Genomic DNA, 18645 nt, shown 5'->3' with positions numbered 1-18645 from the left:
CATCCGAAGATGCTGGATATCGTCTTGTGGAGTGCCCACACAGATTGTCTGATAAATTGTTAAAGAGCAGTGCCGAGAAACTCATCGGCGCGGGCTGCGTATATTACGCTTTTCACCCAGAGAGTCAAGCGTTTATTTCGCTTTCGTCTCGCTGACCCGGCGGCTTCTCAGTCGTTGTTCCCGGTCAGTGGAGGCGCATTATAGGGAGTTCTCGGCGGGCCGCAACCCCTAATTGCAAAAAACTTTTCAAGCGCTCAAATAACCACCAAAAATGCCTTTTTAGGATGTTTATTAGTCAAAAAATGCTGGTTTTAGGGCAGTAATAGCGGCAACCCCTGTAAATAGGGACAAACGAAGATAAAGAAAAGGGAGCGGTCCCCCGCTCCCTTTCATCTTTATTATCCTTAATCGCCGTTATTGGCGAGCAACGATATGGTCGTTTTCCACATCCAGCGTGACCAGCTTGCCGGGGATCAGCTTACCGGACAGGATTTGCTGCGCCAGCGGATTCTCGATCTCCTGCTGAATAGCGCGTTTCAACGGACGCGCACCATACACAGGGTCGTAACCGGTTTTGCTCAACAGCGCCAGGGCCGGTTCGGTCATGGTCACTTCGTAACCGCGCTCTTCCAAACGCTTGTACAGACGCGACAGCTGAATCTTGGCAATTGCAGCAATGTGTTTCTCGCCCAGCGGATGGAACACCACCACTTCGTCGATACGGTTGATGAACTCCGGACGGAAGTGGTGACTCACCATCTCCATCACCGACTCTTTCATCTGTGCGTAGTTCATCTGACCGAAATGCTCCTGGATAAGATCGGAGCCCAGGTTGGACGTCATGATCACCACGGTATTGCGGAAATCGACGGTACGGCCTTGACCATCGGTCAGTCGGCCGTCATCCAACACCTGCAACAGAATATTGAATACGTCCGGGTGCGCTTTCTCGACTTCATCCAGCAGAATCACCGAATAAGGCCGGCGGCGCACGGCCTCCGTGAGGTAACCGCCCTCTTCATAGCCGACATAACCCGGAGGCGCGCCGACCAGACGAGAAACGGAGTGTTTCTCCATAAACTCGGACATGTCGATACGCACCATGGCGTCGTCGCTGTCGAACAGGAACGAAGCCAGCGCTTTGCAGAGCTCGGTTTTCCCCACCCCGGTCGGGCCGAGGAACAGGAACGAACCGATCGGCCGGTTAGGATCGGACAACCCGGCGCGGCTGCGGCGGATAGCATTCGAGACCGCGCTGACCGCTTCGTCCTGGCCAATAACCCGCGAATGCAGCTCTTGCTCCAGGCGCAGCAGTTTGTCACGCTCCCCTTCCAGCATTCTGGCCACCGGGATACCGGTCGCACGCGCCAGCACTTCGGCAATCTCCGCATCGGTCACCCGGTTGCGCAGCAGCTTCATGCTCTTGCCTTCGGCCTGCGTGGCGGCGGCGAGCTGTTTCTCCAGCTCAGGAATTTTGCCGTACTGCAGTTCCGACATCCGCCCCAGATCGCCGACGCGGCGCGCCTGCTCCAGGGTGATTTTGGCCTGTTCGAGTTCGGCCTTGATGTTCTGGGTGCCGGAGAGCGAGGCTTTTTCCGCTTTCCACTCTTCTTCCAGCTCCGAATATTCGCGCTCTTTCTGTCCCAGCTCGTCGCTGAGCATGTCCAGGCGTTTCTTGCTGGCGTCGTCAGACTCTTTATTCAACGCCTGTTGTTCCAGCTTCAACTGAATGATGCGGCGTTCAAGCCTGTCGAGCGATTCCGGCTTGGAATCCATCTGCATACGAATGCTGGACGCCGCTTCGTCGATTAGGTCGATAGCCTTGTCCGGCAATTGACGATCGGCGATATAACGGTGCGAAAGCGTTGCCGCCGCCACGATGGCCGGGTCGGTGATCTGCACGTGGTGGTGCAGTTCGTAACGCTCTTTCAAGCCGCGCAGGATAGCGATGGTGTCTTCCACGCTCGGCTCCGCCACATACACTTTCTGGAAACGACGTTCGAGCGCCGCATCCTTCTCTATATACTGACGATACTCGTCGAGCGTAGTCGCACCGACACAGTGCAGCTCGCCGCGCGCCAGCGCCGGTTTGAGCATGTTGCCCGCATCCATCGCGCCATCCGCCTTACCGGCGCCGACCATGGTGTGCAGTTCGTCGATAAACAGGATAACGCTGCCTTCCTGCTTGGCCAGATCGTTGAGCACGCCTTTCAGGCGCTCTTCAAACTCGCCGCGGTACTTGGCACCGGCGATCAAGGCGCCCATATCGAGGGACAATACGCGCTTGTGCTTCAGCCCTTCCGGCACTTCGCCGTTGATGATGCGCTGCGCCAGGCCTTCGACGATGGCGGTTTTACCCACGCCGGGTTCGCCGATCAGCACCGGGTTGTTTTTGGTACGGCGCTGCAGCACCTGGATGGTGCGGCGGATCTCTTCATCACGGCCGATTACCGGGTCAAGTTTGCCCTGCTCGGCGCGTTCGGTCAGATCGATCGTGTATTTCTTCAATGCTTGCCGTTGGTCTTCGGCGCCTTGGTCTTCCACGCTGTCACCGCCTCTCATTTGTTCAATGGCTTTGCTGATTTTGTCGGCCGTTGCGCCGGCCGCTTTCAACAAGTCGGTCAACGAGCCGCGGTCTTCCAGCACCGCAAGCACAAACAGCTCGGAAGAAATGAATTTGTCCGCGCGCTTCTGCGCCAGCTTGTCGCACAGGTTCAAGACGCGCACCAGCTCGTGGGACGGTTGAACGTCGCCACCGGTACCTTCTACCTGCGGTAAACGGGACAGCGCCTGTTCGATTTCGGTGCGCACGCGCCCGGCATCGATACCTGCGGAAGTTAATAGTGGACGAACCGTGCCCCCTTCCTGATTGAGCAGGGCGCTCATCAGATGTAGCGGTTCAATAAACTGGTTGTCGTGCCCAAGGGCTAGTGACTGGGCATCGGCGAGGGCAAGCTGGAATTTGTTGGTAAGACGATCCAGACGCATAACACCTCCAAGATGGGTCGAAATTGCTACTGGAGATTAAATGAGGTCATCCCTCAAATTTTCAAGGTTATCTCGACGCTAAATTTTCGGTACAACGCCATGCGTCGTTGGATCGTCCTAATTCAATAGGTTATATCAGCCAGATTAAACTTGCCAGACGTCCGGTTATTCCATCGCGTCGATAGGAGAAAAAATGACTCTTTTCGTTAACCGTGCAGCGGTCGCCGCCATAGATGGCCTGCACGCCTGCCCGCAACAAACGTTGGCGCGCCAGTAAGTAAATATTAGCCAAAAACTTATCGCCGTGCGGCGTAAACGCCGCCGCGGCTTCGGCGTCTTCCGCGATAAAGGCGGCACGCACCTCCGGCCCGACTTCAAACTGCTGCGGGCCGATCGCCGGCCCCAGCCAGGCGCGGATCTGGCCCGGTGCGGCGCTGAACGCCGCCACGGTTTGCTCCAGCACGCCGTGGCATAGCCCACGCCAGCCGGCGTGGGCGGCGGCCACTTCGTCGCCGTGCTGCGAGCAGAACAGCACCGGCAGACAATCCGCCGTCATCACGGCACACACCTGCCCAGGCACGTTGCTGTACACCGCATCCGCCCGCAGATCGGCGGGCGGATGCCCCGTCAACGTCACCACGCGGGTGCCGTGTACCTGCTCAAGCCACACCGGCATCTGCGGCAAGCCGGCGACGGTAACCAACCGTTCCCGATTGCGCTTCACCGCTTGCTCCTCGTCACCGACGTGGGTGCCGAGATTCAGCGAGTCATAAGGCGGCAGGCTGGTGCCGCCGCCGCGCGTGGTGCTGCAGGCCTTAACGCCGGGAGGCAACGGCCAGTCGGGCAGAATGAGTGAATTCATTACCAGTCCATCTGATCTTTGAATTCTTCGGTGTCCGCCTTCAGCGCGTTGATCAGATCGACCATGTCCTGCGGCAGCGGCGCATGCCACTCCATCTGGATGCCGCTGATCGGGTGGTACAAACGCAGCATGGTGGCATGCAGCGCCTGACGGTCAAAGCCGCGCAGCGTGTTGATGAAGGCTTCCGAAGCGCCCTTCGGCGGACGTGGACGGCCGCCGTACAGCGGATCACCCACCAGCGGATGGCTGATATAGGCCATGTGTACGCGGATCTGGTGAGTACGGCCGGTTTCCAGGCGCAGGCGCAGTCGGGTGTGCGCACGGAAGTGTTCCATGATGCGGTAGTGCGTCACCGCCGGTTTACCCATCGGGTGTACCGCCATGTGGGTGCGCTTGGTGGAGTGACGCGCGATTGGCTCTTCTACCGTGCCGCCGGCGGTCATGGTGCCGATCGCCACCGCTTCGTATTCACGGGTAATTTCACGCGCCTGCAGCGCTTCCACCAGCCGGGTTTGCGCCGGCACGGTTTTCGCCACCACCATCAGACCGGTGGTGTCTTTATCCAGACGGTGCACGATGCCGGCACGCGGCACGTCGGCGATTTCCGGGTAATGATGCAGCAACGCATTGAGCACCGTGCCGTCCGGGTTACCGGCGCCAGGGTGCACCACCAAATCGCGCGGTTTGTTGATCACCAGGATGTCACTGTCTTCATAGACGATATCCAGCGCGATATCCTGTGGCTCCCAACGCGCCTCTTCTTCAATCTGTGCATCGATGGCGACGGTCTCTCCGCCCAGCACCTTCTCTTTCGGTTTATTTGACGTTTTGCCATTGACCTTCACCCGATCGCCCAGGATCCACTCTTTTATGCGAGATCGTGAATAATCAGGGAACAATTCGGCCAAAGCCTGATCTAAACGTTGTCCGAGTTGAGATTCGGCCACCGTTGCGGTGAGTTGTACTTGTTGTGCCATATGCAGCTTCTTCGTTAACGTTGGGTTTTCACGGCGATGCCGTTTAATATAATGTGCTATTGTACCTGGTCTTTGTCGGGAGCTTAACGGACAGTCTCCCGGAATAACACCCTGAGGATAATCAAAACGTCATGACGCGTATGAAATATCTGGTGGCGGCAGCCACGTTGAGCCTGGCGCTGGCAGGTTGCTCCACATCCAAGGATGCGGTTCCCGACAACCCACCTTCGGAAATCTATGCTACCGCGCAGCAAAAACTGCAGGACGGTAACTTCAAGGGCGCGATTACGCAACTCGAAGCGTTAGATAACCGCTATCCTTTCGGGCCGTATTCCCAGCAGGTCCAGCTGGATTTGATTTACGCCTACTATAAGGCTGCCGACTTGCCGATGGCTCAGGCATCCATCGATCGCTTCATGCGTCTGAACCCGACGCACCCGAACATCGATTACGTGATGTACATGCGCGGCCTGACCGACATGGCGCTCGATGACAGCGCACTGCAGGGCTTCTTCGGGGTTGACCGTTCTGACCGCGATCCTCAGCACGCTCGCGCTGCGTTCCGCGACTTCAGCCAGTTGATTCAGCAATACCCGAACAGCCAATACGCGACCGACGCCAACAAGCGTTTGGTGTATCTGAAAGACCGTTTGGCCAAGTATGAGCTTTCGGTGGCGGAATACTACACTAAACGCGGTGCTTACGTCGCGGTCGTTAATCGCGCCGAGCAGATGTTGCGTGAATTCCCGGATACCAAAGCGACGCACGACGTGTTGCCGCTGATGGAAAATGCCTACAAGCAGCTGCAGCTGAACGGCCAGGCTGACAAAGTGGCCAAAGTGATCGCCGCCAACCCGCAATAACCGCGCGTCGGCAACGACAGAAAAACAAAACGGCAGCCTCGGCTGCCGTTTTCATTGGCGTGGAGCGGTTTTTTACTGGAGAAATACACAAGTAAAAACACGGTGTTAGCTAGCGCTCCTCACCGGTCAACTCATCGATAATGCGCCATCCGGCGACAACTCTCAAGCATTAGATAACCAATTCAGATGCTGAATCACAGATTGAACTAACTTTGCAAAAAGTGACAAAAAATCGTGATTTACATCACGCATTTAAACAAAAAGCGGGGTATGCTGGATTCACCAAGACGGAAAGACAGAGAGGTAAGTTATATGACATTGAACATTACCAGCAAACAAATGGATATCACTCCCGCAATCCGCAATCACGTCGAAGACCGTCTCACCAAACTGGAAAAATGGCAGACCCAGCTGATAAACCCGCATATCGTCTTATCCAAAGAACCGCAGGGGTTTGTCGCCGACGCTACCATTACCACGCCTAACGGCCCGCTGGTCGCCAGCGCCAAACATGACGACATGTACACCGCCGTTAATGAGCTGATCGCCAAGCTGGAACGCCAGCTTAACAAGGTGCAGCACAAAGGCGAAGCGCGCCGCTGCAATGCCAGCGTGAAAGACATCGTGCCGGAAGTCACGCAAGAGCAAGAATAACCGTCCGACAGCGATTGCCACATCAAACGCGCCCGAGGGCGCGTTTTTTGTCGGGTATTTTTGTTGACGGGGTAAAAGCCAGCGGTTACTTTAAAACCTGATCGCATTAACCTTAGGTAGACCATGCCACGCACACCGTTTTTCTTCGCATTCTTTTTTACCTTCCCCTGACTGGGAGGCGTTTCGTCGTGTGAGAAAGAATGCGAAGACGAACAACAAGGCCTCCTGGAAACAGGGGGCTTTTTTTATGGCTATTTAACAACGAATAAGAACTGAAGGCGGAAGCTGATTATGACTGACAACCCGTTATTGGTGCTGCGCGAGCGCATCAGCGCACTGGACTTGAAACTGTTGGCCCTGCTGGCGGAACGCCGTGAGCTGGCGATCGAAGTCGGCAGGACCAAGCTGCACTCTCACCGCCCGATCCGCGATAAAGAACGCGAGCGCGACCTGCTGGACGCGCTGATCGCCGCCGCCAAACCTTACGACCTGGACGGCTTCTACGTCACCCGCCTGTTCCAACTGATCATTGAAGACTCCGTTCTGACCCAGCAGGCGCTGCTGCAGCACCAGCTCAACCCCGTCAGCCAGCACTCCGCCCGCATCGCCTTCCTCGGCCCGAAAGGCTCTTACTCGCATCTGGCTGCGCGCCAATACGCTGCCCGCCACTTCGATCGGTTGATCGAATGCGGCTGCCAGAAGTTTCAGGATATCTTCGCCCAGGTGGAAACCGGCCAAGCGGACTACGCGATTCTGCCGATCGAGAACACCAGCTCCGGCTCGATTAACGAGGTGTACGATCTGCTGCAACACACCAGTCTGTCGATCGTCGGTGAACTGACCAACCCGATCAACCACTGCGTTCTGGTGGCCGGAGACAGCGATTTGAGCCAGATTGAAACCGTCTACAGCCACCCGCAGCCGTTCCAGCAGTGCAGCCAGTTCCTGAACCGCTTCCCGCACTGGAAAATCGAATACACCGAAAGCACCGCCGCCGCGATGGAGAAAGTCGCCAAGCTGAATTCACCGAAGGTAGCGGCGCTGGGCAGCGAAGCCGGCGGCGCACTGTACGGGCTGCAGGTGCTGGAACACAACCTCGCCAACCAGCAACAGAACATCACCCGCTTTATCGTCCTGGCGCGTAAAGCGATTGATGTCTCCGAACAGGTACCGGCCAAAACCACGCTGATCATGGCGACCGGCCAGCAATCCGGCGCACTGGTCGAAGCACTGCTGGTACTGCGCGACAACGGCATCATCATGACCAAGCTGGAGTCACGCCCGATCAACGGCAATCCGTGGGAAGAGATGTTTTATATCGATGTGCAGGCCAATCTGCGTGCCGACGCGATGCAAAAAGCGCTGCGCGATCTGGCACCAATCACCCGCTCGCTGAAGGTACTGGGCTGTTACCCGAGCGACACCGTGGTGCCGGTCAACCCATCCTGAAACCATAAAAAAAGGGTTCGGCCAAGCCGAACCCTTTACCTTTACGTTTACGTTTACCGCCCGCGTTTTACTGCCGGCTGTCGTTAGCCTGCCGCAACAGCGTGCGGCTCTCCACCAGGAAGCGCTGGGCGTAATCGCCGAACCAGTGCTCCACCTTGCGGAAACTGTCGATAAACGCCTGTTTGTCGCCATGCTCCAACAACTTTATCGCCTCGCCGAAGCGTTGGTAGTAACGCTTAATCAGCGCCACGTTTTCCTCCGACGACATAATGATGTCGGCGTACAGTTGCGGATCCTGCGCAAACAGGCGGCCAACCATCGCCAACTCCAGCCGGTAGATCGGCGAGGAGAGCGCCAGCAGCTGCTCCAATTGCACGTTCTCTTCCGCCAGGTGCAGCCCGTAGGCAAAGGTGGCGAAGTGCCGCAGCGCCTGAATAAACGCCATGTTCTGATCGTGTTCGACCGCGCTGATGCGATGCAGCCGTGCCCCCCACACCTGCAGTTGTTCAAGCAACCACTGGTAAGCCTCCGGCCGGCGGCCATCGCAGTAGACCACTACCTGCTTCGCCACGCTGCCAACGTCCGGGCCGAACATCGGGTGCAGCCCCACCACCGGGCCGCTGTGCACCGCCAGCATCGCATGCAGCGGACGGTTCTTCACCGACGCCAAATCCACCAGAATACAGTCGTCGGGCAACGTTGGCAGGCGGCTTATCACCTGCTCTGTCACATGGATCGGCACGCTGACGATCACCATGCCGGCGTCGGCCAACAGCTGTTCCGCCTGCGGCCAATCTTCCTGATCCAATACCCTGACCTGATAACCCGACAGCGTCAGCAGACGGTTGAACAACCGGCCCATCTGGCCGTTGCCGCCGATGATGACGATCGGCCTCAGCTGCGGGCACAGGGTTTTAAAGCCTTTATCGTTCTCGCTGACGTATGATTCGCGCATCACGCGGCGCAAGACGTCCTCGATCAAATCCGGCGGCACCCCGAGGTTTTCCGCCTCCTGACGGCGCGAGGCCAGCATCGCCGCCTCGCGCTCCGGCACATAAACCGGTAAACCGTGGCGGCTTTTCACCTCCCCCACTTCCGCTACCAGATGCAGGCGTTTTGCCAGCAGATCCAGCAACGCTTTGTCCACCTCGTCGATTTGATCGCGCAGCGCGGTCAGTTCTGCCACCATAACTTACTTTTCTCCCGTGCGTGCCGTCAGCACAGCGCCGAGTTCCTGATGCATATGACGCAGCAGCGTTTCCGTGCTCTCCCAGTCGATGCAGGCGTCGGTGACGGACACACCGTAACGCATGTCTGCACGCGGCTGTTCGGAAGACTGATTGCCCTCATGCAGATGGCTCTCCAGCATAATGCCGGTGATCGAACGGTTGCCCGCTTTGATCTGCTCCACCACGGACTCGGCCACCGCCGGCTGACGGCGATAGTCTTTATTCGAGTTGCCATGGCTGCAATCTATCATCAAGGACGGATGGAGTCCCGCCTCGAGCATCTGTTTTTCACAGGCCGCAACGTGCTCAGCGCTGTAGTTCGGGGTTTTGCCGCCGCGCAGGATCACGTGCCCGTCCGGATTGCCCTGGGTCTGCAGCAGGCAAACCTGGCCCGCCTGGTTGATGCCGACGAAGCGGTGCGGCATAGCGGCGGCGCGCATGGCGTTGATGGCGGTACCCAGACTGCCGTCGGTGCCGTTTTTGAACCCGACCGGCATCGACAGGCCGGAAGCCATTTCGCGGTGGGTCTGCGATTCGGTGGTGCGCGCGCCGATCGCCGACCAGCTGAACAAGTCCCCCAGGTACTGCGGGCTGTTCGGATCCAACGCTTCGGTAGCCAACGGCAAGCCCATGCCCACCAGATCCAGCAACAGGCGACGCGCGATATGCAGGCCTGCTTCAACGTCAAACGAACCGTCCATGTACGGATCGTTGATTAAACCTTTCCAGCCGACAGTGGTTCTGGGTTTTTCAAAATAGACGCGCATAACGATATACAGCTGATCGCTCAAGTCAGCCGCCAGGATTTTCAAACGACGGGCGTAGTCCAGCGCCGCATCCGGATCGTGGATCGAACAAGGCCCGCACACCACCAACAGGCGATGATCGCGCCCCTGCAAAATGTTGGCGATGGTGTTGCGCGCGGTGGCGATTTCATTTTCGTCGTCGGCGCTAAGCGGGAACTGATTCTTCAGCTCCTCCGGCGTGATGAGAACCTGTTCTGCACTGATGTGTACGTTATTGAGCGCGTCTTTTTGCATGATGCTATTCCTGTCGTTTGGCGTTATGCGTTGAAATGGAACATTGAGCGTTTCAGGGCTCTACCTTATCACGCAATGTAAAGTTTTCAATCCAATTTCCGTAAATAAAAAATTACCGTGCTTTTACTTATGAAAAAACATGTATAAAAACATCACAAAAACACAATTAAATACATTTAATTCAATGTCATAATTAAATGACAAGATCATCAAAACGCACCTATGCCCCCTGCCAATCAAAATTCAGGACGTAAACATATATGTACAATCGATTTTACAGGGAAGATAAACCGCCCGTCTCGGCACCCACGAACGGGCAGTAGCGGATACCGTCAGACTCAGCACGAAATGCCGCCGAAAGCGATGAATTTAAGTAGAAGAAAAGCGAATAAATGAGGAATAAAAATTAAAAACTTAAGCTAATGGCGGCTATTTTTGTCGCCGAAGTGAACCGATATAATGTGACCGTCATCAACAATAACCACCCTTAACAACTGGATCCAAGATGCTCTCTTCTCGCGCTCGTCGCGCTTTTCCGCTGTATATTTGCTGCTTAACGACTTTCACCAGTGTTTCAGCCCTTGCCGACAATACGCTTTTCACCGCGATGGACGATCCGGCCACCGCCAAGAAACCGTTCGAAGGCAACGTACAGGCGGGCTACAACGCCCAGTCCGGCAACTCGCAAAGCTCCACCCTGTTGGCCAACACCAACATGACCTGGTTCAATACCGACGCGGCATATAGCCTGTGGGGGGCAGCCAACAACACCACCTCCTCCAACGTGCGCTCGTCCGAAAAGTACCAGGCCGGTGGCCGTACGCGCTATAACCTGACCGATCGCAACTACCTGTTCGGCCAGGCCAGCTGGCTGAGCGACCGTTTCAACGGTTATGACTCGCGCTCTACGCTGACCGGCGGTTACGGCCGTCAACTCCTCAACGGGCCGCTCAGCGATCTGCGTGTGGAATTCGGTCCCGGCGTGCGCCATGACGAATACCACGGCGGCGGCCGCTCGACCAAAGGGCTGGCCTACGGTGCGGCCAACTATTCCTATCAGCTGACCGACAACACCAAGTTCATTCAGGGCGTTTCCGCGCTGGCGAACGAGGAAACCACGCTGAACTCGGAAAGCGCGTTGAACGTAGCGATCAACGATCGCTTCTCACTACGCGTAGCTTACACCGTGACCTATAACAGCAAGCCACCGGCCTCTGCGCCGAAGAACACCGATACCACCACCTCGGTCACGCTGGTCTACGGCCTGTAACCTCCCCCGCCCAGAATCTCTCGAAGCCCATCATCGATGGGCTTTTTTTAGGTTCATCGCGCTTTACCGGGGAACGCTGCTTTGATTTTCAGGAAGAAGTAAGCGTTATCCCGGTATCCATAGGCCATCCGCTTCATCACTTTTATCTTATTGTTCATCCCTTCCAGCACGCTGGTATTCAACCTGTGTCTGGCACTCGCGATGATGCCACCGGCATACCCTTTCAGTTTCTCGGCGAAGTGTTGCAACGCCTTGATTCCGCTTTCCTGAGACTGCCTGTACCAGCTTATCCAGCGTCTCTGCGCCTCTTGTTCACTCGGGGCGTACCACAGTTCTTTCAGCGCTGTTTTCATCAGCCAGACCACATTCAACGGCTGATTCGCCTCCAGCAACTCCGTGAGCTTTACCTCATGCCCTTCGGGCAGGTTTTCGGGGTTGCGCAGCAGCAGCCAGCGGCTGCGTTTGATGACCTGACGCGATTTTGGGTTATCACGGAGTTGATTGGCCTGGTCGACGCGGACCCGGTCGATAACCTCCCGGCCATACTTTGCCACCACATGGAACAAGTCATAGATCACTTCCGCCTGCGGGCAGTGATGCCTGACCTCCAGGTCTAACGCCGTATTCATATCCATGGCGACAGACTGGATAGCGGCACAGCCTTCAGCGCCCAGCCAGACGAAGAAGGGGCGGAAGGCCGCTCTGCTGCGGCCTTCGCCCACCCACAACACCTGTTGCGTATCCGCATCCATCACCACGGTGGCATAACGATGTCCTTTGAACAGGGCGAACTCATCCATCACCAGACGGCGGAGGGTATGGCGCTGCGGCTCTGTCCGTTCCCGCAGCAGACGCCGGTAGTCGATATTCTTGACCGTATGCCAGTGCAGGCCGGTGAGTTGTGCAACGTGCTTAATCGGCAGTAAACGGACCAGTGACTCAACCCATACGGATAGCGTCGTGGTATATCTCTGGCGTTCAGGCAACCAGCTGATTTTTTCGGTGGTGACCCCGCAATGGGGGCAACACAGGCGCCGGACGGGGACGTTGAGCCAGACGACCCAATCGAGCAGCTGGCGTTCACGCACTCGGCGGAAGGAAACATCATGCACAACAGGCACCCGCCGCTCACAACGACGACAACAGGGCATGACGGCAGCGTCAGGCTGGAGCTGGATAAGCAGGGAGTTGGCAGAAGGATGCGAGAAGGAATTGACGATAAAGCCTTCCCAGAACAGGGAGCAAAGGTTAGCATTCATAGTGACGGCAGTTTTGAAGGTTTAGGGTGTGTTTTGGCGAATACAAACCTAAACGTTCTGACTGCCGTTTTCTATTGGTTCACGCTAAAGCGCGATGAACCTTTTTTTATACCCGCCGCTCTCTCTTGCACAATCTGCTAAAAATATTCATCTCGCCCATTGACGATTTTAGCAAATAGCTTAATACTGTATGTATGAACAGTAGTTATTATCCAGCCTCGGGGCATGATGGATTTCGATAGCGAGTGGCCAACAACGCATCGATCCCCCCCAGCTCCGAGAGACTGTAAACAAAGTGAGCATAAGCTATGGAGAAAATCACCTCATTCATCACCTACGTCATGGCGCTGTTTCTCGCCTGGCTCGGCAGGCTCTCTCCGCAGGACATTGCTTTTTTAGTCGGTGCGGCGGTAGGAATCGGCACGTTTCTGGTGAACTGGTACTACCGACGTAAAAGCCTGCAGATCTTGAAGGCTATTGAGCGTAATGCGGCATCACGGAGGAAAATTTACGATGAGTGCAATCGTTAAGCGCTGCAGCGTCGCCGCCGTTTTGGCCATCGCCGTGCTGTTACCGTCATTTGGCGAGCTGCAAACCTCAGAAGCCGGCCTCAGGCTGATCGCCGATCTCGAAGGTTGCCGCCTGTCGCTTTACCAGTGCAGCGCCGGAGTGTGGACACAGGGCATTGGACACACCGCCGGCGTCATCCCGGACCAGGCTATCGATGAGCGGCAAGCCGCTGTGGATTTGGTAGACGATGTTCGCCGCACCGAGCGTGGCATGGCTGCCTGCCTGCCGCAAACGCTCCCACAAGAAACCTATGACGCGGTGATCGCCTTCGCCTTCAACGTGGGCATCAGCGCCGCCTGCCACTCCACGCTGGTCACGCTGCTGCAGCAGCGCCAGTGGCAACAGGCTTGCGATCAGTTGCCACGTTGGGTTTACGTAAACGGAAAGAAAAACAAGGGGCTGGAACAGCGACGCGCCACGGAACGCGCACTGTGCTTGCAAGGCATTGCCTCATCATGACGGGCTCGCTCGCCTAAGTGATGATGCCACAACAATTTCACTTAATTTGTTCAAGGGAGGTTCTTATGATGCACTGTCCACTATGCGGTCACGTGGCCCACACTCGCTCCAGTCGCTATCTGAGCGAGTCAACCAAAGAGCGTTACCATCAATGCCGCAACATCAACTGCAGCTGCACGTTCGCCACGCACGAATCCGTGGCACGGGTGATCGTCAAGCCCGGCGATGACATTGTCCCGGCGCAGCCGCACCCGCCGGAGAATCAGCATAAACAAAGCGCTGCCGCACTGTAATGCAAAAAGCCTGCTGATGCAGGCTTTTTGATGTCGCGACAACGTGGCCAAATCTCGCAAATGCAACGAAGCCGGATTTTCAGATAAAAAAAGGGGTTGGCATAGGCCAACCCCTGATAACTATTAACTTTTGGATGCAGCGTTAGTTAACGCGGTTCAGACGCTCTTTGATACGAGCAGCCTTACCAGTACGTTCACGCAGGTAGTACAGTTTAGCTTTACGAACGGCACCACGACGTTTAACAGTAATGCTGTCGATTACTGGGGAGTGAGTCTGGAATACGCGCTCAACACCTTCGCCGTTGGAAATCTTACGAACAGTGAATGCAGAGTGCAGACCGCGGTTACGGATAGCGATAACCACGCCCTCGAATGCCTGCAGACGTTTTTTGCTACCTTCAACGACCCATACCTTCACTTCCACGGAATCACCCGGACGGAATGCAGGTACGTCTTGTTTCATCTGCTCTTGTTCAAGTTGCTTAATAATGTTGCTCATAATATGTCTCTTACCCTAGGTAAACTGATATATCGGTCCCGTCTGATGTCAGACGTTTCCTTCATAGTCCTGTTGCCTGGCCTGATGTTCCCGTTGGAACTCAGCCAGCAACACCGCTTGCTCGTCAGTCAGAGCTAGGCTTTCTAGAAGTTCAGGTCTTCTAAGCCAGGTTCGGCCCAGCGACTGCTTTAAGCGCCAGCGACGTATCTCGGCATGGTTGCCCGACAGCAAAACCGGCGGTACTTCCATCCCTTCCAACACCTCTGGGCGGGTATAGTGCGGGCAGTCCAGCAATCCGTCGGCGAAGGAGTCTTCCTCCGCTGAGGCCTGATGGCCCAGCACACCCGGTATGAAACGGGCGACTGAATCAATCAGAGTCATCGCCGGCAGTTCCCCGCCGCTGAGAACGTAATCGCCGATTGACCATTCTTCGTCAATTTCGGTTTGGATTACGCGCTCGTCTATCCCTTCGTAACGGCCGCACACCAGAATCATCTTCTGATTGGCCGCCAGTTCGCACACGCCGGTTTGATCCAGCTTGCGCCCCTGAGGTGACAGATAAATCACCTTTGCTCCCTCGCCTGCCGCTGCTTTCGCCGCATGAATGGCTTCCCGTAAAGGTTGCACCATCATCAGCATTCCCGGGCCGCCGCCATAGGGGCGATCGTCCACGGTGCGATGCCGGTCGTAGGTGAAGTCGCGAGGACTCCAACACTGCACGCTCAGCAGGCCATTTTTTACTGCCCGGCCAGTCACCCCGTAATCGGTGATAGCGCGGAACATCTCAGGAAACAGGCTTACAATACCGATGAACACAAGCCAATCCCCTTACCGTTATTCCACTTGCTTCGACCGTTTGATCCGGGGGTCAAAAACCAGGATCCCAATCTGCCTCAATCACGCGGGCAGTGAGATCGACTTTCTTGATAACCTGCCCATGAAGAAACGGAATCAACCGCTCCTTCATGCCGAACGCATCTTTCAGGTTCGCTTTCACAACCATCACATCGTTCGAGCCGGTTTCCATCATATCGATGACTTTACCCAGCTCGTAGCCGGCGGTGGTGACTACCTGGCAGCCCATCAGGTCTTTCCAGTAGTAATCGTCACCCTCCAGCGGAGGAAGTTGCTCAGAATCCACCATAATCTCGCGATTAGTCAGCAGATTCGCCGCGTCCCGATCGTCAATGCCTTTGACCTTGATGATCAGATCCTGACTGTGGCGCTTCCAGTCTTCCAACTCGATGTGCTGCCACTGACCCGCCTGCTGGATAAACCACGGCTGATAGTCAAAAATGCTTTCGGCGTTCTCGGTGGATGAAAACACTCTGAGCCAACCACGAATGCCGTAAGCGGACCCCATTTTACCGAGTACAATCGGCTGCTTAGGCGCTACCGGTTTGAGTTGCTTGCTCATTGCCACCACCGCGACAGATTAAGCTGCTTTCTTAGCGTCTTTGATCAGCGCGTGAACGCGATCAGAAACGGTTGCACCCAGACCAACCCAGTGCTCGATGCGGTCCAGGTCCAGACGCAGTGCTTCAGCCTGACCGGAAGCGATCGGGTTGAAGAAGCCTACGCGCTCGATGAAACGACCATCACGAGCGTTGCGGCTGTCGGTCACTACTACTTGATAGAACGGACGCTTTTTAGCGCCGCCACGTGCCAAACGAATTGTTACCATAACATCCTCTTTAGTTAATAAAACAGCCGGGCCCCATTGAGGGACGGGGCCCGGTTGCAATATAAAAAGCCCGAAAATTTTACTCATTTTGGCGCAAAAAGCAATCTAAAGCGTCGATCGCAGGGGACAACTTTTGCAGCCTGTCAAATTTCGGGCGGTTTTCACCGCGAACGGCGAATGCTGAAAGCGCCCGCACTCGGCGTGCGGGAGCCCGTCAGCGGCCTGGGAAGCCCGGCGGCATCATACCTTTCATGCCGCGCATCATCTTCGCCATACCGCCTTTCTTCATCTTCTTCATCATACGCTGCATTTCGTCGAACTGCTTCAGCAAGCGGTTGACGTCCTGCACCTGCATGCCGGCCCCCATCGCGATGCGGCGCTTGCGCGAGCCCTTGATGATTTCCGGTTTGGCGCGCTCTTTCAGCGTCATCGAGTTGATGATCGCCTCCATGCGCACCAGCACTTTATCGTCCATCTGCGACTTGACGTTGTCCGGCAGCTGGCCGGCGCCCGGTAGCTTGCTCAGCATGTTGGCCATGCCGCCCATGTTGCGCATCTGCTTGAGCTGCTCCAGGAAGTCGGTCAGATCGAAACCGTCGCCCTTCTTCAGCTTGTTGGCCAACTTCTCCGCCTGCTCGCGGTCGACCTTGCTTTCGATATCTTCGATCAGCGACAGCACGTCGCCCATGCCCAGGATGCGCGATGCCACGCGATCCGGGTAGAACGGCTCCAGCGCTTCGGTCTTCTCGCCCACGCCGAGGAATTTGATCGGCTTGCCGGTGATATGACGGATGGACAGCGCGGCACCGCCGCGCGCGTCGCCGTCGACCTTGGTCAGCACCACGCCGGTCAGCGGCAGCGCTTCGTTAAACGCCTTGGCGGTATTGGCGGCGTCCTGGCCGGTCATGGCGTCGACCACGAACAGGGTTTCCACCGGCTTGATCGCCGCGTGCACCTGTTTGATCTCGTCCATCATCGCTTCGTCAACGTGCAAACGGCCGGCGGTATCGACGATCAGTACGTCGTAGAATTTCAGCTTGGCCTGTTGCAGCGCGCGATTGACGATGTCGATCGGTTTTTCTTTGACGTCAGACGGGAAGAAATCGATGCCGACGCCTTCCGCCAGCGTTTCCAGCTGTTTGATCGCCGCCGGGCGATAAACGTCCGCGGAAACCACCAACACTTTCTTCTTCTGTTTTTCTTTCAGGAATTTGCCGAGTTTACCGACGCTGGTGGTTTTACCGGCACCCTGCAAGCCCGCCATCAGCACCACCGCCGGCGGCTGGGCCGCCAGATTCAGCTCGGTGTTGACTTCGCCCATCGCGGCGATCAGCTCGCCCTTGACGATCTTGACGAATTCCTGCCCCGGCGTCAGGCTCTTGTTGACTTCATGGCCGACCGCGCTCTCTTTGACGCGGTTGATGAAGTCGCGCACCACCGGCAGCGCAACGTCCGCCTCCAGCAATGCCATACGCACTTCACGCAGGGTTTCCTTGATATTCTCTTCGGTCAGCCGCCCGCGGCCGCTGATATTGCGCAACGTGCGCGACAATCGATCGGTTAAATTTTCAAACATCGTCTCATGCTCAACGTGTAATGACAGGCCGCTCCGGCGACACAATTGCGCCGATGATAACACGAAGCGCGGCGGATCTCTGCCTCAGCGTTGGAGATAGGTTGGAGTGAAACGCGCGCAACGTTATACTGACACTCCAATTAACCACGCCGAAGCAAAATTAAACGCTATGCCAGTTTTCTCCATTGTGGCTTTGATGGCCTACCTGCTCAGCCTTGGACTGATCATTCCCAGCTTGTTGCGGAAGAACAGCGCATACCGTCGGCTTGCCCTCGTCTCGGCGGTGGTGGCGCTGATTTGCCATGCCATCGCGCTGCAGCAGCGCATCTTTGACGTCAGCGCCGGGCAGAATCTCAGCCTGCTGAACATTGGCTCCATCGTCAGCCTGATCATCTGCTCGGTGATGACCTTCGTCGCCTCGCGCGACCGCGGCTGGTTCCTGCTGCCGATCGTCTACAGCTTCGCGATGATCAACCTGGCCTTCGCCAGCTTCATGCCCGGCGAGTTCATCACTCACCTGGAGGCCAGCCCGGAACTGATGGTGCATATCGGCTTGGCGCTGTTCTCTTACGCTACCCTGATCATCGCCGCGCTCTACGCCTTGCAGCTCGCCTGGCTCGACTACCTTCTGAAAAACAAGAAGTTGACCTTTAGCGCCGACATGCCGCCGCTGATGAGCATCGAGCGCAAGATGTTCCATATCACCCAGATCGGCGTGGTGCTGCTGACGCTCACCCTGTGCACCGGCCTGCTGTACATGGATAATCTGTTCAGCAAAGAGAACGTGCATAAAGCCGTGCTGTCGATCATGGCCTGGTTCGTGTATATCGTGCTGTTGTGGGGCCATTACCATGAAGGCTGGCGCGGCCGCCGCGTCGTCTGGTTCAGCTTCGCCGGCGCCTTCCTGCTGACGCTCGCCTACTTCGGCAGCCGTCTGATTCAGCAGGTGATGGTGCGCTAAGCCAGCCCGGTT

Annotated in this window: 21 protein-coding genes and 1 other annotated feature; of the genes, 10 read left to right on the top strand and 11 right to left on the bottom strand. The window is 56.5% G+C overall.

Going from position 1 to position 18645, the window contains the following annotated elements:
- Positions 1 to 414: 414 nt before the first annotated feature.
- From clpB to rluD, 3 genes are all read right to left on the bottom strand, one after another.
- Positions 415 to 2988, bottom strand: a complete 2574-nt coding sequence (gene clpB / locus C3F38_RS06415) for an ATP-dependent chaperone ClpB (RefSeq protein WP_025301647.1) — start codon at positions 2986 to 2988, stop codon at positions 415 to 417.
- A gap of 130 nt (positions 2989 to 3118) precedes the next feature.
- Entirely contained in the window at positions 3119 to 3850 is a 732-nt protein-coding gene (gene yfiH, locus C3F38_RS06410; RefSeq protein ID WP_047728873.1) for a purine nucleoside phosphorylase YfiH, read from the bottom strand.
- On the bottom strand, positions 3850 to 4827 hold the full coding sequence (gene rluD, locus C3F38_RS06405; RefSeq protein WP_004932452.1) for a 23S rRNA pseudouridine(1911/1915/1917) synthase RluD: 978 nt from the start codon (positions 4825 to 4827) through the stop codon (positions 3850 to 3852). Before rluD ends, yfiH begins: the two co-directional genes overlap by 1 nt.
- 131 nt (positions 4828 to 4958) lie before the next feature.
- On the opposite strand from rluD, the gene bamD reads away from it, so the two are divergent.
- The 4 genes from bamD to pheA all read left to right on the top strand — a co-directional run bounded on the left by bamD (position 4959) and on the right by pheA (position 7793).
- A complete protein-coding gene (gene bamD / locus C3F38_RS06395; protein WP_004932456.1) occupies positions 4959 to 5690 on the top strand; it encodes an outer membrane protein assembly factor BamD in 732 nt (243 codons plus the stop codon).
- A 312-nt stretch (positions 5691 to 6002) separates the two neighbouring features.
- Positions 6003 to 6344 carry a ribosome-associated translation inhibitor RaiA gene (raiA, locus tag C3F38_RS06390; protein WP_004932457.1) on the top strand — a complete coding sequence of 114 codons (342 nt, stop codon included), beginning with the start codon at positions 6003 to 6005 and terminating at the stop codon, positions 6342 to 6344.
- Positions 6345 to 6466: 122 nt separating this feature from the next.
- Positions 6467 to 6593 (top strand) — a sequence feature (Phe leader region).
- On the top strand, positions 6468 to 6515 hold the full coding sequence (locus C3F38_RS06385; protein WP_101428074.1) for a hypothetical protein: 48 nt from the start codon (positions 6468 to 6470) through the stop codon (positions 6513 to 6515). (Overlaps the previous feature by 48 nt.)
- Positions 6594 to 6635: 42 nt before the next feature.
- On the top strand, positions 6636 to 7793 hold the full coding sequence (gene pheA / locus C3F38_RS06380; protein ID WP_055317374.1) for a bifunctional chorismate mutase/prephenate dehydratase: 1158 nt from the start codon (positions 6636 to 6638) through the stop codon (positions 7791 to 7793).
- A 67-nt stretch (positions 7794 to 7860) separates the two neighbouring features.
- On the opposite strand, the gene tyrA is transcribed toward pheA, so the two are convergent.
- Positions 7861 to 8982, bottom strand: coding sequence for a bifunctional chorismate mutase/prephenate dehydrogenase (gene tyrA / locus C3F38_RS06375; RefSeq protein WP_038871798.1), 1122 nt, complete (start codon positions 8980 to 8982; stop codon positions 7861 to 7863).
- Between the two features lie 3 nt (positions 8983 to 8985).
- On the bottom strand, positions 8986 to 10062 hold the full coding sequence (locus C3F38_RS06370; RefSeq protein WP_055312566.1) for a 3-deoxy-7-phosphoheptulonate synthase: 1077 nt from the start codon (positions 10060 to 10062) through the stop codon (positions 8986 to 8988).
- 505 nt (positions 10063 to 10567) lie between these two features.
- Here C3F38_RS06370 and C3F38_RS06365 point away from each other — a divergent pair.
- On the top strand, positions 10568 to 11332 hold the full coding sequence (locus C3F38_RS06365) for a YdiY family protein (protein WP_047728881.1): 765 nt from the start codon (positions 10568 to 10570) through the stop codon (positions 11330 to 11332).
- Between the two features lie 53 nt (positions 11333 to 11385).
- Here C3F38_RS06365 and C3F38_RS06360 read toward each other — a convergent pair whose 3' ends face one another.
- Positions 11386 to 12552: an ISL3 family transposase gene (locus tag C3F38_RS06360; RefSeq protein ID WP_233790573.1), complete on the bottom strand. Its 1167-nt coding sequence runs from the start codon at positions 12550 to 12552 to the stop codon at positions 11386 to 11388.
- On the opposite strand from C3F38_RS06360, the gene C3F38_RS26505 reads away from it, so the two are divergent.
- The 4 genes from C3F38_RS26505 (at position 12439) to C3F38_RS06345 (ending at position 13913) form a co-directional block, all read left to right on the top strand.
- Entirely contained in the window at positions 12439 to 12732 is a 294-nt protein-coding gene (locus C3F38_RS26505; protein ID WP_233790585.1) for a hypothetical protein, read from the top strand. The genes C3F38_RS06360 and C3F38_RS26505 overlap by 114 nt on opposite strands.
- Positions 12733 to 12899: 167 nt before the next feature.
- The gene (locus tag C3F38_RS06355) at positions 12900 to 13121 is read left to right on the top strand and encodes a holin (RefSeq protein ID WP_055312567.1); all 222 of its coding nucleotides are present in this window, start codon (positions 12900 to 12902) and stop codon (positions 13119 to 13121) included.
- Positions 13105 to 13620: a lysozyme gene (locus tag C3F38_RS06350; RefSeq protein ID WP_055312568.1), complete on the top strand. Its 516-nt coding sequence runs from the start codon at positions 13105 to 13107 to the stop codon at positions 13618 to 13620. Before C3F38_RS06355 ends, C3F38_RS06350 begins: the two co-directional genes overlap by 17 nt.
- A gap of 65 nt (positions 13621 to 13685) precedes the next feature.
- Positions 13686 to 13913, top strand: a complete 228-nt coding sequence (locus C3F38_RS06345) for an ogr/Delta-like zinc finger family protein (protein ID WP_016929021.1) — start codon at positions 13686 to 13688, stop codon at positions 13911 to 13913.
- Positions 13914 to 14055: 142 nt separating this feature from the next.
- Here C3F38_RS06345 and rplS read toward each other — a convergent pair whose 3' ends face one another.
- The 5 genes from rplS to ffh form a co-directional block, all read right to left on the bottom strand.
- Complete coding sequence (gene rplS, locus C3F38_RS06340) at positions 14056 to 14412, bottom strand: 50S ribosomal protein L19 (protein ID WP_015376707.1); 357 nt, start codon at positions 14410 to 14412, stop codon at positions 14056 to 14058.
- Between the two features lie 48 nt (positions 14413 to 14460).
- Positions 14461 to 15228, bottom strand: a complete 768-nt coding sequence (gene trmD / locus C3F38_RS06335) for a tRNA (guanosine(37)-N1)-methyltransferase TrmD (RefSeq protein ID WP_004932485.1) — start codon at positions 15226 to 15228, stop codon at positions 14461 to 14463.
- Between the two features lie 52 nt (positions 15229 to 15280).
- Positions 15281 to 15829 (bottom strand): ribosome maturation factor RimM, encoded by a 549-nt coding sequence (gene rimM / locus C3F38_RS06330; protein WP_019455135.1) that lies wholly within the window; start codon positions 15827 to 15829, stop codon positions 15281 to 15283.
- 18 nt (positions 15830 to 15847) lie between these two features.
- On the bottom strand, positions 15848 to 16096 hold the full coding sequence (gene rpsP / locus C3F38_RS06325) for a 30S ribosomal protein S16 (protein WP_004932501.1): 249 nt from the start codon (positions 16094 to 16096) through the stop codon (positions 15848 to 15850).
- 214 nt (positions 16097 to 16310) lie between these two features.
- Entirely contained in the window at positions 16311 to 17672 is a 1362-nt protein-coding gene (gene ffh / locus C3F38_RS06320) for a signal recognition particle protein (RefSeq protein ID WP_004932504.1), read from the bottom strand.
- Positions 17673 to 17841: 169 nt separating this feature from the next.
- Here ffh and C3F38_RS06315 point away from each other — a divergent pair, with 169 nt between their 5' ends.
- On the top strand, positions 17842 to 18633 hold the full coding sequence (locus tag C3F38_RS06315; protein WP_004932506.1) for an inner membrane protein YpjD: 792 nt from the start codon (positions 17842 to 17844) through the stop codon (positions 18631 to 18633).
- Positions 18634 to 18645 lie beyond the last annotated feature (12 nt).

The organism is Serratia sp. SSNIH1, from assembly GCF_002935055.1.
In the GTDB taxonomy this organism is placed as follows: Bacteria; Pseudomonadota; Gammaproteobacteria; order Enterobacterales; family Enterobacteriaceae; genus Serratia; species Serratia nevei.
This window is presented reverse-complemented; position numbering and strand designations above follow the sequence as displayed.

What these genes read in the sequence shown, in the direction of transcription:
- clpB (WP_025301647.1), bottom strand. Translation starts at nt 2,988, where the DNA reads ATGCGTCTGGATCGTCTTACCAACAAATTCCAGCTTGCCCTCGCCGAT.
- yfiH (WP_047728873.1), bottom strand. Translation starts at nt 3,850, where the DNA reads ATGAATTCACTCATTCTGCCCGACTGGCCGTTGCCTCCCGGCGTTAAG.
- rluD (WP_004932452.1), bottom strand. Translation starts at nt 4,827, where the DNA reads ATGGCACAACAAGTACAACTCACCGCAACGGTGGCCGAATCTCAACTC.
- bamD (WP_004932456.1), top strand. Translation starts at nt 4,959, where the DNA reads ATGACGCGTATGAAATATCTGGTGGCGGCAGCCACGTTGAGCCTGGCG.
- raiA (WP_004932457.1), top strand. Translation starts at nt 6,003, where the DNA reads ATGACATTGAACATTACCAGCAAACAAATGGATATCACTCCCGCAATC.
- pheA (WP_055317374.1), top strand. Translation starts at nt 6,636, where the DNA reads ATGACTGACAACCCGTTATTGGTGCTGCGCGAGCGCATCAGCGCACTG.
- tyrA (WP_038871798.1), bottom strand. Translation starts at nt 8,982, where the DNA reads ATGGTGGCAGAACTGACCGCGCTGCGCGATCAAATCGACGAGGTGGAC.
- C3F38_RS06370 (WP_055312566.1), bottom strand. Translation starts at nt 10,062, where the DNA reads ATGCAAAAAGACGCGCTCAATAACGTACACATCAGTGCAGAACAGGTT.
- C3F38_RS06365 (WP_047728881.1), top strand. Translation starts at nt 10,568, where the DNA reads ATGCTCTCTTCTCGCGCTCGTCGCGCTTTTCCGCTGTATATTTGCTGC.
- C3F38_RS26505 (WP_233790585.1), top strand. Translation starts at nt 12,439, where the DNA reads ATGCACAACAGGCACCCGCCGCTCACAACGACGACAACAGGGCATGAC.
- C3F38_RS06355 (WP_055312567.1), top strand. Translation starts at nt 12,900, where the DNA reads ATGGAGAAAATCACCTCATTCATCACCTACGTCATGGCGCTGTTTCTC.
- C3F38_RS06350 (WP_055312568.1), top strand. Translation starts at nt 13,105, where the DNA reads ATGAGTGCAATCGTTAAGCGCTGCAGCGTCGCCGCCGTTTTGGCCATC.
- C3F38_RS06345 (WP_016929021.1), top strand. Translation starts at nt 13,686, where the DNA reads ATGATGCACTGTCCACTATGCGGTCACGTGGCCCACACTCGCTCCAGT.
- rplS (WP_015376707.1), bottom strand. Translation starts at nt 14,412, where the DNA reads ATGAGCAACATTATTAAGCAACTTGAACAAGAGCAGATGAAACAAGAC.
- rimM (WP_019455135.1), bottom strand. Translation starts at nt 15,829, where the DNA reads ATGAGCAAGCAACTCAAACCGGTAGCGCCTAAGCAGCCGATTGTACTC.
- rpsP (WP_004932501.1), bottom strand. Translation starts at nt 16,096, where the DNA reads ATGGTAACAATTCGTTTGGCACGTGGCGGCGCTAAAAAGCGTCCGTTC.
- ffh (WP_004932504.1), bottom strand. Translation starts at nt 17,672, where the DNA reads ATGTTTGAAAATTTAACCGATCGATTGTCGCGCACGTTGCGCAATATC.
- C3F38_RS06315 (WP_004932506.1), top strand. Translation starts at nt 17,842, where the DNA reads ATGCCAGTTTTCTCCATTGTGGCTTTGATGGCCTACCTGCTCAGCCTT.